A 14,689-nucleotide genomic window follows, 5' to 3' on the forward strand; every position below is an offset into this window, starting at 1 on the left:
TAAGGAGAAATGACAATGAGATTTGAAAATAATGATGTAATAAAAGTTAGTACTGAAAAGTACGATTTGAATTTCTACAAGGATAAGCCCTATGTAGGAATAAGAAACAAAGAAGGAAAGCTTTTAATGGATTTATATCTTATGTCTTCCTGCCACACTTTAGAAGGCAGAGACATAGTTTCGAATATATCTGCTTGGGACTATGAAGAAAAGGGAGAAGAAATAATTTTTACTGCAAAATCTGACAGTGCAATTTGGAAAAATAAAATTTACAAGCTTGTTTGTAAGGAAGACAGAGTTGAATATGGCTTCGAGGTTGAGGGAGAAGGAAGCATAGACGAGGCTGAATACTTCAGCGGTTACTTTACTGGAAGCCTTAGATGGGCGAGCGGAAGATTTTATTCAGGCTTTGCTGTAGATAAAATTTTCAATCCTGAGCCAGACTGCAAAGAAGTATTTTATTCTTCGCCAAGTGAAACAGTAGCAATAGACTTAACAGGAGTTCCGATTTACGGAAAGGATGACTGGTTCTTTACTCCACCACCATTTTCTTTTGTAGGCATAAAGGAAGATGTAAAGTTCACTATGGGAATTAAGGCTGAAGCAGGAAAATGGGGCTTTACAGAGTTTATCTACAAAGGTGGAAAGGGTTCTTATCTAAGTTTATCCTACGAAGGGCATACAAAAGTAAGAGGAAGATATGAACTTCCACAAATGGTGTTTATCTTTGGAGAAGATGAGTACGAGCTGTTAAAAACCTACAGCGATTTAAACAGAGTCAATAGAGAAAGCTATGAGCAACCAAGCTGGTGGAAGAAGCCTATTTTCTGCGGCTGGGGAGCACAATGCGCTATTGGAGCTAAGACTGGCGAGTTTGCACCTAAGCTAGCTACAGAATCAAACTACTATGGATTCTTAAAAAAGATTAAAGAAATTGAGTTAAACCCTGGCATAATCGTTATTGATGATAAATGGCAGAAGAGCTACGGGTTAAATGACGTAGATACAGAAAAGTGGCCAGATATGAAGAGCTTTATAAAAGAAGTTCACAACAGTGGCAGAAAGCTTTTATTATGGCTTAAGGCTTGGGATCCAGAAGGCATTCCAGAAGAATTATGCATAAGAGATTTCAAAGGAAACAAATTAGCTGTTGACCCAACTAATCCAAAATATGAAGAAATTTTTAGAGCTTCCATAAGAAATATGTTATCTGAAGAAGGCTTGGATGCTGATGGCTTCAAGATAGATTTTACAGCAAGAATTCCTTCAGGTGCTTACTGTAAAACCTACGAAAATGTATGGGGCCTAGAGCTTATGAAAAAGTATTTAGGCATCATATACACAGAAGCAAAGAAGGTAAAAAAGGATGCATTGGTTATGAGCCATACGCCAAACCCATACCTGGAAGATGTTACAGATATGATAAGACTTAACGATGTTAATACTGCAACAGACATAAACAGCGCAATGCTTCATAGAGCAAGAGTTGCAAAAGCTGCATGTCCTAACTTAGTTATAGATACAGACAACTGGCCAATGCCAAATAAGCAAGCTTGGTTAGATTATGTTAAGCTTCAGCCTGAACTTGGTGTTCCATCACTGTATTATCTTGATATGATAGATAATTCAAAGGAAGACATTACAGAGGAAGACTACAAGGTTATAAGAAAAGCTTGGGATGCCTTTGAAAGAGGTGAAAAGTATGAGTAAAAAATTAGCTGTAATTCATACCACTCCAGTTACTATAGGGGTGTTAATGAATATAGCTTCCGAATTAAATATAGATTGCGAAATAGTAAATGTGCTTGATGATAGCATTTTACCTGAAATAAATTCTATCGGTTATATACCAGAGGATGTAAAGTACAGATTCAACAACTACTTAGTCAATGCTGCAACATTAAAGCCAGATGCAATTTTATGCGCTTGTTCTTCTATAGGAGAGCTTGTTGACTTAGGCAAGGATTTAGTAAAGGTTCCAGTGCTTAGAATAGATGAGCCAATGGCTAAAATAGCTGTTGAAAGTGGAAATAAAATTGGAGTGGCAGCTACCTTAGCTTCCACTCTAGGCCCAACTTCAAGCCTTGTTCTTAACAAAGCAAAGGAAGCAGGAAAAGAAGTACGAATTGATAAATTGCTTATTGAAGGAGTTGGAAGCCTTTTAAACGAAGGTAAGGAAGAAGAATACGATAAAATTGTTTCACAAAAACTTATAGAACTTTTAAGAAGCAATGACATTGTAGTATTGGCTCAAGCTTCAATGGCAAGAGCTGTAAAGCTTATTCCAGAAGAGCTTAAGGAAAAATTCCTTATAAGCCCTTATACAGGTATGGAGGCTGTTAAAAGAGTATTGGGGGAATAAATTATGCTTTTATTAGGATTGGACATAGGAACCACTCATATTAAAGCGGCCGTAGTAAATGAAAACTTGGAACTTACGGCTCTTCATATTGAAGACAATAACTCAGTTAATATAGAAGGCAAAGGCCAGGTCTATTTAGCAGAGGATTTATGGAGTATTGCATTAAGATGCATAAAGGAAGCAATTAAAACTATTAATCCTCTCGAGATAACTGCCATTTCAGTTTCCAGTATGGCTGAGGCTGGAGTTCCTTTAAGTGCAGATAAACAACCTCTGTATCCTGTAATCCCTTGGAATGACATGAGAGCTAAAGAACAGATGGATAGGCTCAAAAAGGAATTAGGCGGCTACGAAATATATAAAAAGACAGGTCTTATTGCCCACCCAAAACACAGCATAGCAAGACTTATGTGGCTTAGAGAAAATGAAAAAGAACTGTATGAGAAAACAGAGTATTGGCTATCCGTAGGTGATTACATAATTTTTAAGCTAAGCGGAGAGATAGTCACAGACAGTACACTAGCTTGCAGAACTATGCTTTATAACATAAGTGAAAAAGCGTGGGATAAGGATTTAGTGAGCTATTTGGGAACTAAGGATATACTTCCAAGAGTGCTTGAACCGGGAAAACCAGCCGGTACTTTGCTTAAGGAAATAGCTGAGGAAACTGGAATATCAAAAGCTACGGTGATAGTTGCTGGAGCACATGACCATATATGTGCAGCCATGGCCTTGGGAATAAAAGATGAGGATGAAATTCTGGATTCCATGGGTACTTCAGAAGTGTTCGTTGGAAGAGAGGATGAACCTGTTTTAACTGAGGAATTCTACAACTTGGGCTTTAACCAAGGTGCTTTTCCAGGAGGAGGCTATTACTGGATGACTAGTACTCCAGCTTCTGGAGGTTCTATCGAGTGGCTTAGAAAAATAATATCCATCGACAGAGAAATTCCGTACAACTTCTTTGATAATGGAAAGAAAATAGATGAGCTTTCAAAAGTAATATACATGCCTTACTTAAGTGGAAGCGGTACTCCCCATGTAGATCCTTTAAGAAGAGGATGCTTTATTGGACTATCGACAGATACGGATGTGTTTGATTTGATAAAAGCCATATACGAAGGTGTTTCCTACGAAGGCAAATGGGTAATTGATACACTTGAGCGTCTTAAGGGAAAAAAGATAAATAAGATAAAAGCAGTTGGCGGAAGTACAAAGAATTCAACTTGGATGAAGGTTAAGTGCAATATATTAAACAAAAAACTTCTTTTATCCTCAATGGATGAAGCTTCTGCTGTAGGTGCTGCAGTGCTGGCAGGTATAGGTATAAAAGCCTTAGCTAATATAAAAAACAGTACTGCACTAAAGCAGGAATTAAACCCGGACAGCGAGCTTATTTCACTCTATGAAAAGGGTTATGAAAGATATAAAAACAAATTTGAAGATATAGAAAATGTAATAAGAATGGAGGTTTAAGTCCTAAATGGACTTAAACGAGCAATTAGCAAGCGGGAGCGAGTAATCTTTAATTGCTCAGTGCTTCCGACTACAAGGAGGAATAGTATGAAACTAATGGGATTAAATAAAATGCTCCCTATAGCACAAGCTAAGGGATATGGAGTGGGATCCTTCTCAGCAAGAAACACTTTTCTTATTAAATATGTGCTTATGGCAGCTGAAGAATTAAATTCACCTGTTATAGTTCAAATGTCTGCAAATGAATTCAGATGGTTTGAAGTAAGTGCTACTGAGTTTGGAGAAGCTTTCCACAAGGTTAAAGATCAATTCAGCATAGTTGCTGGCTTACACTTAGACCATACAAAAGATATAAACGTAATAAAAGAGGCAATTGATGCAGGCTTTACTTCGGTTATGATAGATGCTTCAGACAAAGACTTGGATAAAAATATTGAGATAACTAAAGAAGTAGTTGAGTATGCTCATGCAAAGGGTGTTTCTGTAGAAGCAGAACTTGGAAGAATAGGCGCAACAGATAAGCTAGAAACTGATAGCGATGATGAATTCTACACAATACCTGAAGAAGCAAAAAGATTTGTTGAGGAAACAGGAGTAGATGCTTTAGCTGTTTCTATTGGCACAGCTCACGGTGTTTATGCTGTAAAAGACCCTAAAATAGATTTTGACAGACTAAAGGAAATAAGAAGCCTTGTTAAGACTCCATTGGTACTTCATGGAGGTTCAGGACTTCCAATAGAAACTATAAAAAATTCAATAAACATACCTGAAGGCGGAGTAAGCAAGATAAATATTGCTACTGATTTAGAATTAGTTTTTCTTAAAGCTTTGGGTAAGGAAAAGAGATTATTAAACAAGGAAATCTGGCAGCTAGATGCTGAACTATTAGAAAAGGCTGGTATGGCAGTTAAAGAAGAAGTTAAGAAAAAAATTCAAGAATACTTAGGAAGTGCAGATAAGTCAGCAGACTTTTAACAAGACTATATTTACTTCATAAGAGGCGGTGGAGAGGTTGAGGAAGCTAATAGGTGTAGTAGCAGACGATATTACAGGTGGAAATGATATAGGAATAATGTTTGCTAAAAATGGTTTGGTAACAGAGGTGTACAGATATCAGAAGGATATGGAGTTTGAAGCTTCTGGAGATGTGGATGTAATAATAATAGATACAGACAGTAGATTTGATAAACCAGAGGTGGCCGCAGAAAAGGTATATAATTCCACCAAGAGCCTGATGAAGATACCTTGCGATATGTATTTTAACAAGACCTGCTCAGTGTTTAGAGGAAATATAGGTGTAGAGTTTGATGCAATGCAGGAGGCTTTAGGAATAAACAAATCAGTTGTAATCCTTGGCTTCCCTGCTAATGGCAGGGCAACTAAGAATGGTCTTCACTATGTAAATGGAGTTCTTCTTGAAAATTCTCAGTTTGCAAATGATCCTATACACCCTATGAAGGAATCAAATCTTGTTAAGATTTTAGGAGCACAAACTGATAAGCCAGTTGGTTTTATTCCTTACGACATTGTTAAGCAGGGCAAAGAAGCACTGAAAATTAATATAGAAGAAATGAAAAAAGAGTATTCATATATTATTTTGGATGTAATAGGACAGGAAGACCTAAGAATAATTGCAGAGTCAGTAAAGGATGAAATAAATCTTTGCGGAAGCTCAGCAATTGCTGAGGAGCTGCCAAAGGCTTTTGGAAATTCTAAAGAACTTAAGCTTGAAGAGGGAGTTTACAGCAGCATTGATAAAAACGGAGTATTAACCTTAGCGGGTAGTTTAACTCCGCAAACTTTAGAACAGATAAATTACCTTAAAGAAGTTGGGGTTGAGACAATAGAGTTTGATACTTTAATTATTTATGATGAAGAGGATTATGCGAAAGCTATAAAGGAAATTGCAGCAATAGCAATTAAAACTGTCAGCCAAGGTAAAGATATTCTGATACATACCTCAAATGACAGAGAGGTAATTAGAAAAACTAAAGAGTTTGGTTATCAGCTTGGGCTAAAAGACAATGAAATAGGAAAGAAAATATCAGCTGCGCTTACAGCTATAGTTGAAGAAGTTTACAAGGCAACGGGGCTTAGAAAAATTGTTGTTGCTGGGGGAGATACCTCTGAGGCTGTAAGCGAAGGCCTTAATATTGAAAAGATGAGAATAATAGAGGAAATTGAACCAGGTCTTCCAAATATGTTTGGCTATAACTCAAATGAAAGACTTCTAATGGTATTGAAATCAGGAAGTTTTGGAACCAAAGAGTTTTTAAAGAAGGCTATAGACAACTTAAAGTTCTTAGAAGAAAGACTTTGTAGAAGATAAATGCAGCATTAGCTTTAAGGAGATGATTTAATGTTTTTCGTAGAAAAGAAAACTGAAAGAAGACTAGAAGAAATTTTCAAGTTTATATATAGACAAAGAATGGATCTAGGTCTTAAGTACAGACAAGATGGAACTGAGGAATATAAGGACACGTATAGGGGGCTTATGTGGGGGGGCAAGAACGTATTGGTATGGTTTAAATCCCCAATCATAACGCTTCCAGAAAGCTATATAAATAAGAAGGTTGCTCTTTATCTTGAACTTTCAGACTACACTGTACCTAGTGTAAATCCAGAATCCTTAATATATGTAAATGGAACACCAATACAAGGATGTGACAAGAACCACAGAGAAATAGTTGTTCCAAAGGAATTAATAAAAGATGGGAAGCTTGAGGTCAATGTAAAAGCCTTCAGCGGAAGAAGAGATTACAAAAACAAATTCCTTTATGCTGAAGTAGTTACAATAGATGAGAAGACAGAGAATTTATATCTTACTATGAAGATGGCTCTTCATACAGCTTTAACTCTTCCAAAGGATGACTATATGAGAGGTGTTATACTTTCAGTAATAGATAACACACTAAACCTTATAGACTGGAGAGAAGAAGGATCTGACAATTTCTATGATTCTATATATAAAGCCTTATTCTATATAAAAGAAGAATTAAAGGCAGCAGCTGGAAGAAGTAAGAGACCAGAGGTAACTTGTATAGGCCACTCTCACATAGACGTAGCTTGGTACTGGCAGCTATGGCACACAAGAGAAAAGGTTTCAAGAACTTTCTCCACGGTATTAAATCTTATGAAGCAGTACCCAGACTACTACTTCCTTCAATCACAGCCGCAGCTATATAAATATATTAAAGAAGATTACCCAGAAATCTATGAAAAGATTAAGGAAAGAGTTGCAGAAGGAAGATGGGAAGCTACTGGCGGAATGTGGGTAGAAGCAGATTCCAACGTAACTTCAGGGGAATCCTTAGTTAGACAATTGTTATTCGGAACTAGATTCTTTAAGAAAGAATTTGGAGTGGATAATAAATTAGTTTGGCTTCCAGACGCCTTTGGATTTAGTGGAAACCTCCCTCAAATAATGAAGAAGAGTGGTTTTGATTACTTCTTAACAACAAAAATAAGCTGGAATCAGTTTAACAGACCTCCATACGATACCTTCAGGTGGAGAGGCCTAGACGGCAGCGAAGTTTTAACACACTTCATGACAATGCCTGAAAATGCAAAGAACCCTGAAGATTGGGGCTACACCTACAATGGAGATATAAACCCATACAGCTTCAAGAGAGTATGGGAAAACTACAGACATAAAGACATCAACAGTAAAGACGTGCTTATTTCCTTCGGACACGGCGACGGCGGCGGCGGAACTACAAGAGATATGATTGAAAGCATATATATTTCTGAAGATATGCCTGTAATGCCAAAAGCAAAGATGGGAAAAGCTGAAGATTTCTTCAAGAGATTAGAAGCAGAAGTTGCAGAAAACAAGCACTTGGATACTTGGGATGGAGAACTTTATCTTGAAGTTCACAGAGGAACCCTTACTTCTCAGGCTAAGACTAAGAAATACAATAGACAATCAGAAATAGTTCTTCACGATGTAGAAGCGTTAAATACCTTTGCTAAGACTGTAGACAGAAATGCAAACTATCATCAAGAAGAAATAAACAATGCTTGGGAACTTGTGCTTTTAAATCAGTTTCATGATATTATACCAGGATCTTCAATAACTGAAGTTTATGAGGACAGCGATGCTCAATACAAAGAAGTATTAAGCACAGGAAACAGACTAAAGGCTGAGGTGTTAAATAACTTAGCTTCAAAGGTTAAGACTGAAGGACCTAGCCTAGTAATTTTCAATACTCTTTCCTGGAAGAGAGATGGCTATATATATGTAGAAAAAGCTTCTATAGCTTACGAATCAGAATTTGTTGATGGAGACAGTGTTCTTTCTTCACAAATAGTTGAGAAGAACGGAAAATCCTATTACATGATTTTTGTTAAGGATGTACCATCCTATGGCTATAAGACTGTAAAGGTAACTAAGAAGGGCTCTAACAGCCACGAAGATAACATATCTGTTAACAAGACCGCAATGGAAAACAAATTCTTTAAGATAGTTTTAAATGATAAGGGACAATTAGTTTCCATATTTGATAAGACTAACAACAAAGAAGTGCTTGCTGAAGGTAAGCTAGGAAACGTGCTAAGTGCTTACGAGGATAAGCCATTTAACTTCGATGCTTGGGACATAGATATTTACTATAAGGACAAGCAATATGTGGTAGATAACCTAGTCTCAGCTGAAGTGGTATCACAAGGTGCAGAAAGAGGTACTTTAAAACTTGTGTGGAAATATATGAATTCAGATATAGTTCAATATGTTCATTTATACAACAATGTAGCAAGAGTTGACTTTGAAACAGAGATAGACTGGAAGGAAAAGCAAACTTTATTAAAGACTGCTTTCCCTGTAGATGTACGTTCTACAAAAGCTACCTATGAAATTCAGTTTGGAAGCATTGAAAGAACTACACACAACAATACTCCTTGGGATTACGGTCAATTTGAAGTTACTGGACATAAGTGGACAGACCTTTCGGAAAGAAATTTTGGAGTAAGCTTGTTAAATGACTGCAAGTATGGTCACAGCATTAAGAATAACGTAATAGAGTTATCTCTATTAAAATCTGCTATTGAGCCAGACCCATTTGCAGATAAGTGCCACCACAGCTTCACTTACAGCTTGTATCCACACAAGGGGGACTGGTTTGAAGGAGCTACTGTTCAGGAAGGCTACAGCCTAAACTTTGAAATGCCTGTAGTTTATGTAGAAAAAACAGCTGGACAGCTTCCAAGTTCTGATTCCTTCGTAGAAAATGCTATACCTGGTGTTATAGTTGAAACTGTGAAGAAAGCTGAAGACTGTGATCATACAGTAATAAGAATGTATGAATACGGAAATGGAACTACAGCTGGAGAAATTAGATTCAACAAGAAGATTAAAGAAGCTTTCCTATGCGATATGATGGAAAAGAATGAAGCTCCAATTGCTTTTGAAGGCAACAAGATTAATTTAGAATTTACTCCATTTGAATTAAAATGTCTAATGGTAGACTTTGAATAATTTACATTACAAGCTGAGCAGCCTGTTGCTGCTTGGCTTGTATTTTAAGGAGGCATAACAGTTGATACCTGTTATGGACCTTTAAGAAATACAGGAGGCGTAAGCATTGATAATGCTTACGTACAGAATAGGAATACAGGAGGGTTAGTATGAGCAAGCAATATATTATAGGTTTGGATATAGGCGGCACAAAATGTGCAGTTCTGCTAGCAAGCGTAAGCAACAATATAGAGATTTTAGATAAACTAAGATTCGATACTAGAACAGATAAAGGCTTTAACTATGCAATAGATAAATTGTTTGAAGCTATAAAAGAAATTCTACAAAAGAATAATGTAGATAAAAAGTCAGTGGCTTCAATAGGTATAAGCTGCGGAGGTCCTTTAGACAGCAAAAGAGGTATTATAATGTCTCCTCCTAATTTGCCAGGATGGAATAATGTTCATATTGTAGATATGCTTCAAAAGGAATTTGGAATTCCAACCTATCTTCAAAATGATGCTAATGCCTGTGCTTTAGCAGAGTGGAAGCTTGGAGCAGGAAAGGGAAGCTCAAACATGATGTTCTTAACCATGGGGACAGGCATGGGAGCTGGTCTTATTATAGACGGAAAGCTTTATTCAGGTCGAAATGACATGGCTGGAGAAGTAGGACACATTAGATTGAAAGACCAAGGACCAGAGGGCTACGGAAAGATAGGTTCCTTTGAAGGCTTCTGCAGCGGCGGTGGTATAGGAAGACTTGCTCAAATGAGAGTAAGTGAACTTATTGATAGCGGAGTAAAACTATCCTGGTGCAAAACAGAAGAGGATATAGAAAACTTAAATGCAAAGGTTATAGGAGACTACGCTGCAGAGGGCGATAAGTACGCTTCTGCTATATATGAGGAAGTAGCCGAAAAGCTTGGAGAGGCGCTTGCTGCTTTTATAGATATACTAAATCCTGAACTTATAGTTATTGGAAGTATTTTTGCTAGGAGAGAAGAGCTTTTAAGATCTAAGATGGAAGAAGTAATAGAAAAAGAAGCCTTAGAGATATCTAGAAAAAACTGCAAGGTAGTACCAGCTGCTTTAGAAGAAAAGGTTGGTGATCTTGCTAGCATAATGGTTGCTGCTTATGGTGCAGAAATTAGTTTGGAAGAAAAGAAGCCAGCAAGTGAAAAGGTTATGGCTCACTTAAACAGACTCATAGAGAGATATCCTGTGCTTGAAGCTATAAGTGAAGATATATTTAAGGCTTATGAAATAACAGCAGAGTCATACAGAAATAGCGGAAAGCTTTTAGCCTGTGGTAACGGTGGAAGCGCTGCTGACTCTGACCATATAGTGGGAGAGCTTATGAAAGGTTTTATGAAGAAGAGACTAATAAGCAAGGAAGAACATGAGATTATAAAAAGCACCGCAGGAGATGAAAAAGGACGGTATATAGCAGATCATCTTCAAGGAGCACTTCCAGCTATAGCATTAACTCAGCATGCTGCTTTATCAACTGCTTTCTTAAATGATGTTGCTCCAGACATGATATTTGCTCAGCAGGTTTACGGCTACGGAGTTAAGGGAGATGTGCTTATAGGGTTAAGTACTTCAGGAAACTCGGGTAATGTAGTTAATGCAGTGATGGTAGCGAAGGCTAAAGGTTTGAAGACTATAGGACTTACAGGACAAGGCGGAGGAAAATTAGCTGAGCTTTGCGATGTAGCTATAAAGGTACCAGCTGCAATTACTCCAGATATACAGGAGCTTCATCTTCCTATATATCACACACTTTGCTGCATGCTTGAAGAAGAATTTTTTCAGTAAAAGGGAGGACTAGCACTTATGTCACAAATATTATGGGCTATAGGAGTTCCAGAAGGTGATTTGCACTATTTTGCTAATAATTTTAGAAATCCAAATCTTGTAGAAGATGCGATTTGGAACGCAGACGAAAGAAAGAATACCCTAGATGAGGAAGAAAAATGGCCTCTATTCCATGCAAATGAAGCAGACCCAGATGCAGGCTACAGGCTTCATCCACATACCATAAACTTTACTTTAGAAGAAGAGCCAACAGGGAACTACGAGCTAAGAATAGATTACCTTATGATTTCACCAAGACTTCCTTATTTAGAGGTTAAGGTTAATGGAGTGTCAGGAAATGCGTACCTATTGCCTCATCCATCTACCTCCGGTGAAATAAAAATAGCAGCAGGACTTCATACCTCAATTTATTCTGAAGGAAGCTTAAAGGTTGTTGTGCCAGCTGAGTATATGAAAAAAGGGCAAAACACAATTGTTCTTACCAGCCGCGATGACAAAGAGGTACTAAGGACAGATAATATAGAGAAGATTAAAAGATTGGACAGAATGGCGAATCCGTCAGGTTTTAACTATCAGTACTTGGCTTTCTCTAAAGTGGAAGAAGAATTAAACAGTACTTTAAATAATGCGGAAGTAGTGCCTTTAGTAGTTTATTTAAGAAATGAACAAGGAGATTTGGCTGAAAAATGCTCCTTATATCTAGAATTCAACAAAAAGGTTAATTCAGGAACACTGACCCTTACTGTAAAAGAAGGCAGTAGAGAACAAAATGTTGAATTTAGAATTTCAGAAACAGCTATAGGGCATTATAAGCTGGACTTTGAGATTTTTGATGGAGAAGACAAACTTGAGTATGTTCTTGAAGGAACAATAAATGGTGAAGCTGTTAAAGAAACTGGAGAATTTAAGAGAAAGAAAAAGTGGAAGGTTTACTTAACACCTCATGCTCACACTGACATCGGCTATACTCATCGCCAGTGGGAGGTTGCTGAAAGACTAAACAGAAACATAGATAAAGCTCTTGAAATGATAAAGAAGGATAGAGAAGAAGGCGTTGATAATATATTTGCTTACAACTTGGATTCTTCTTGGGCTATAGAGACTTTCTTAAGCACTAGAAGCGAAGAAAAAAGACAAGAGCTTTTAAGAGAAATTAAAGAAAAGAATATAAGCGTACCAAGCAACTACGTAGATCTTTTAACTCAGTTTGCTTCACTTGAAGATTTAATAAGAAATGGTGAACTGAGCGAAGAAGTACTTCGTGAAGCAGGGAAGATTCCAGATTATATGTCAGTAGTTGACGTGGCTTCCGTTACAGGTTCTGCACCTGCAATACTGGAAGGTATGGGGGTTAAATATTTAATCCATGCCAACAACCAAGACAGAGGTCCTTTCAGACTAAATGGAGGTCTTAACAAGATATCGCCATTCTACTGGGAAGGAACTAATGGAGGAAAGATATTAGTATGGCTTTCCAAAATGTACTGCGAGCTTAGAAAGGTTTGCGGAAGCCCTCCAGTATTATATTCGGCTTCAACAGGCTTGAACATGTGGCTGGATGAATATGAAAGAGAAGATTACGTTCCAGATGCAGTTCTTCTTTATGGAATGGAAGCAGACAATACAGATATTGACCCTCAGCCTCATGAGTTTGTTAAGGAGTGGAATAGAACCTATGAGTACCCACAGCTTATAAACAGCGATGGAAGTGAATTCTTTAAGTATGTAGAGGATAACTTTAAAGATTCCTTAAAAACTGTAAAGGGAGACAGTGGCGCATACTGGGAGGATGGCTGCGGTTCAACAGCTACAGCTTCAAGGCAGGTTAGAGATGCTCAGGCTATGCTTACAGCAGCAGAGAGACTGGAATCCTTGGCAGTTATTCATAATGAAAACTGGAGCTATTCATTAGAGGACTTTAAAAATGCTTGGAGAGAAGTTCTTTTATTCGATGAGCATACATGGGGATCTCACATGGCAGGTGTAGAAGAGGAATCCTGGCTTCAGCATGATTCCTGGGAAGTAAAGGAACACATGGCTAAAAACAGCTTAATGTGGTCTAAGAGACTTTTATTAAGTGCAGCTACAAGACACAGCTTAAGCTGGAACAATAAAGGCCGTGAAGTTGTTTTATACAACCCTCACAGCTGGGAAGTAAGCGGTACTGTAAGAGTCGAGATTGCAAAAGGCGAAAAAGTATATGATTCAGAAACTGGTGAAGAAATACCAGTAAGAAAAATAGTAGAGCTAAAAACTCAAGCTACAGTTGAGCTTTGGGTGGAAAAACTTCCTGGACTAAGTTATAGAAGATATATTTTAAAGCCAGAAGCCAGAGAAGAAAAAGAAGATGGAGCTTATTTAACAGTTGACAATAAAATAACTCTTGAAAATCAGTATTATAATTTAGTATTTGATATTAAAAAAGGCTGTATTACAAGCTTAGTTGATAAAACTACAAACTATCAGCTTGTAGACTTAAAGGATCAGTTTGGGCTAGGAAAGTTTATCTATGCTAAGGGTGGTGAAGGGACAAAGCTTACTGGGAATCACTATGAGCTAAGTGATGAAGGTCCAGAACTTATAGAAGACTTTAAGCTAAGCTCCTATGAAATAGAGGAGTTTGACCATGGAACCAGCATTAAACTAAAAGGGGAAGTAGTTAGAGGAGAGCTTCAAATAGAATGTGTACTTCATAACAAAGCTAAGAAAATAGATTTGAATTACATCTATATAAAAGAAGAAACTCTAAATAAGGAAGCTGTGTACGTAGCCTTCCCATTCAACTTATCACAGCCTGAGGTATTATCAGATTCACATCTTGGATGGGTTAACTGGGATAAAGATGAGCTTCCAGGAGCCTGCAAGGAGTGGCTTCCTCTCCAAACAGGCTTTATGATAAAAGGAAACGAAGTAGATATTCATGTAACCTCTCCAGATGTTCCACTGTTCACTGTTAATGAGGTTGTAGTTGGAAGGTGGCCAAAAGAGCTTAATCTTTCAGGTAGCAGAGTATTTTCTTATGTGCTTAATAACTACTGGAATACAAACTATAAGGGCTGTCAGGGTGGAACCTTCATATTTAGATACAGTATAACCAGCGACAAGGAAATAGCTTTGGGAAAAGCATATAAACTTGGTTGGGAAAGCAGACAGCCGATTTATGCACAAAGGATGAGCTATCAGGATTTCCGTGAAACTAAGGCTCCTTATATAAATGAAACAGGAATGACACTAGCTAAAATAGGCTCTGACAAGGTTGTAGCTTCTACTATAAAGAAGGCTAATTACGAGGAAGGCTTTATAGTAAGACTTCAAGAGATATCAGGCAGCAGGGAAACGGCTGAAGTTAGATTTACTGGTAAGGAGATTAAAAAGGCCTATAGAACTGATCTCCTGGAAAGAACCATTGAAGAAATATCAATTGAAAGCGATGGAAGCTTAAAGGTAGAAGTAGAACCTTGGTCACTTTCAAGTGTAAGAGTGATTTTATAAAAATTAGTCAACAATATAAAAGTATAGTGTTGATTTTATAGAAACATGTGAAATCAACACTATTAAATATTAATTAAAGGAAGAGAT

At 37.4% G+C, this 14,689-nt stretch carries 8 protein-coding genes; all 8 read left to right on the forward strand.

All coding sequences use genetic code 11. The features are described 5' to 3' along the window. The first annotated feature begins 15 nt into the window (after positions 1 to 15). Positions 16 to 1,710: a TIM-barrel domain-containing protein gene (locus tag NBE98_RS14860; protein WP_250815795.1), complete on the forward strand. Its 1,695-nt coding sequence runs from the start codon at positions 16 to 18 to the stop codon at positions 1,708 to 1,710. Next, positions 1,703 to 2,362, forward strand: a complete 660-nt coding sequence (locus NBE98_RS14865) for an aspartate/glutamate racemase family protein (RefSeq protein ID WP_250815796.1) — start codon at positions 1,703 to 1,705, stop codon at positions 2,360 to 2,362. The genes NBE98_RS14860 and NBE98_RS14865 overlap by 8 nt, the downstream gene beginning before the upstream one ends. A 3-nt stretch (positions 2,363 to 2,365) precedes the next feature. Continuing rightward, positions 2,366 to 3,838: an FGGY-family carbohydrate kinase gene (locus tag NBE98_RS14870; protein WP_250815797.1), complete on the forward strand. Its 1,473-nt coding sequence runs from the start codon at positions 2,366 to 2,368 to the stop codon at positions 3,836 to 3,838. 87 nt (positions 3,839 to 3,925) lie between these two features. Then, positions 3,926 to 4,813: a class II fructose-bisphosphate aldolase gene (locus NBE98_RS14875; protein ID WP_250815798.1), complete on the forward strand. Its 888-nt coding sequence runs from the start codon at positions 3,926 to 3,928 to the stop codon at positions 4,811 to 4,813. 37 nt (positions 4,814 to 4,850) lie between these two features. Next, positions 4,851 to 6,167, forward strand: a complete 1,317-nt coding sequence (locus NBE98_RS14880) for a four-carbon acid sugar kinase family protein (protein WP_250815799.1) — start codon at positions 4,851 to 4,853, stop codon at positions 6,165 to 6,167. Between the two features lie 30 nt (positions 6,168 to 6,197). After that, positions 6,198 to 9,311, forward strand: a complete 3,114-nt coding sequence (locus tag NBE98_RS14885; RefSeq protein ID WP_250815800.1) for an alpha-mannosidase — start codon at positions 6,198 to 6,200, stop codon at positions 9,309 to 9,311. A gap of 149 nt (positions 9,312 to 9,460) precedes the next feature. Then, positions 9,461 to 11,110, forward strand: coding sequence for an ROK family protein (locus NBE98_RS22545; protein WP_349305959.1), 1,650 nt, complete (start codon positions 9,461 to 9,463; stop codon positions 11,108 to 11,110). An 18-nt stretch (positions 11,111 to 11,128) separates the two neighbouring features. Further along, a complete protein-coding gene (locus NBE98_RS14900) occupies positions 11,129 to 14,602 on the forward strand; it encodes a glycoside hydrolase family 38 N-terminal domain-containing protein (protein WP_250815802.1) in 3,474 nt (1,157 codons plus the stop codon). Positions 14,603 to 14,689 lie beyond the last annotated feature (87 nt).

The sequence above is a fragment of the Clostridium swellfunianum genome, from assembly GCF_023656515.1.
Taxonomy (GTDB): domain Bacteria; phylum Bacillota; class Clostridia; order Clostridiales; family Clostridiaceae; genus Clostridium_AT; species Clostridium_AT swellfunianum.

Bases quoted from the DNA above. Each gene is read 5' to 3' on its own strand.
- NBE98_RS14860 (WP_250815795.1), top strand. From the start codon at position 16: ATGAGATTTGAAAATAATGATGTAATAAAAGTTAGTACTGAAAAGTAC.
- NBE98_RS14865 (WP_250815796.1), top strand. From the start codon at position 1,703: ATGAGTAAAAAATTAGCTGTAATTCATACCACTCCAGTTACTATAGGG.
- NBE98_RS14870 (WP_250815797.1), top strand. From the start codon at position 2,366: ATGCTTTTATTAGGATTGGACATAGGAACCACTCATATTAAAGCGGCC.
- NBE98_RS14875 (WP_250815798.1), top strand. From the start codon at position 3,926: ATGAAACTAATGGGATTAAATAAAATGCTCCCTATAGCACAAGCTAAG.
- NBE98_RS14885 (WP_250815800.1), top strand. From the start codon at position 6,198: ATGTTTTTCGTAGAAAAGAAAACTGAAAGAAGACTAGAAGAAATTTTC.
- NBE98_RS22545 (WP_349305959.1), top strand. From the start codon at position 9,461: ATGAGCAAGCAATATATTATAGGTTTGGATATAGGCGGCACAAAATGT.
- NBE98_RS14900 (WP_250815802.1), top strand. From the start codon at position 11,129: ATGTCACAAATATTATGGGCTATAGGAGTTCCAGAAGGTGATTTGCAC.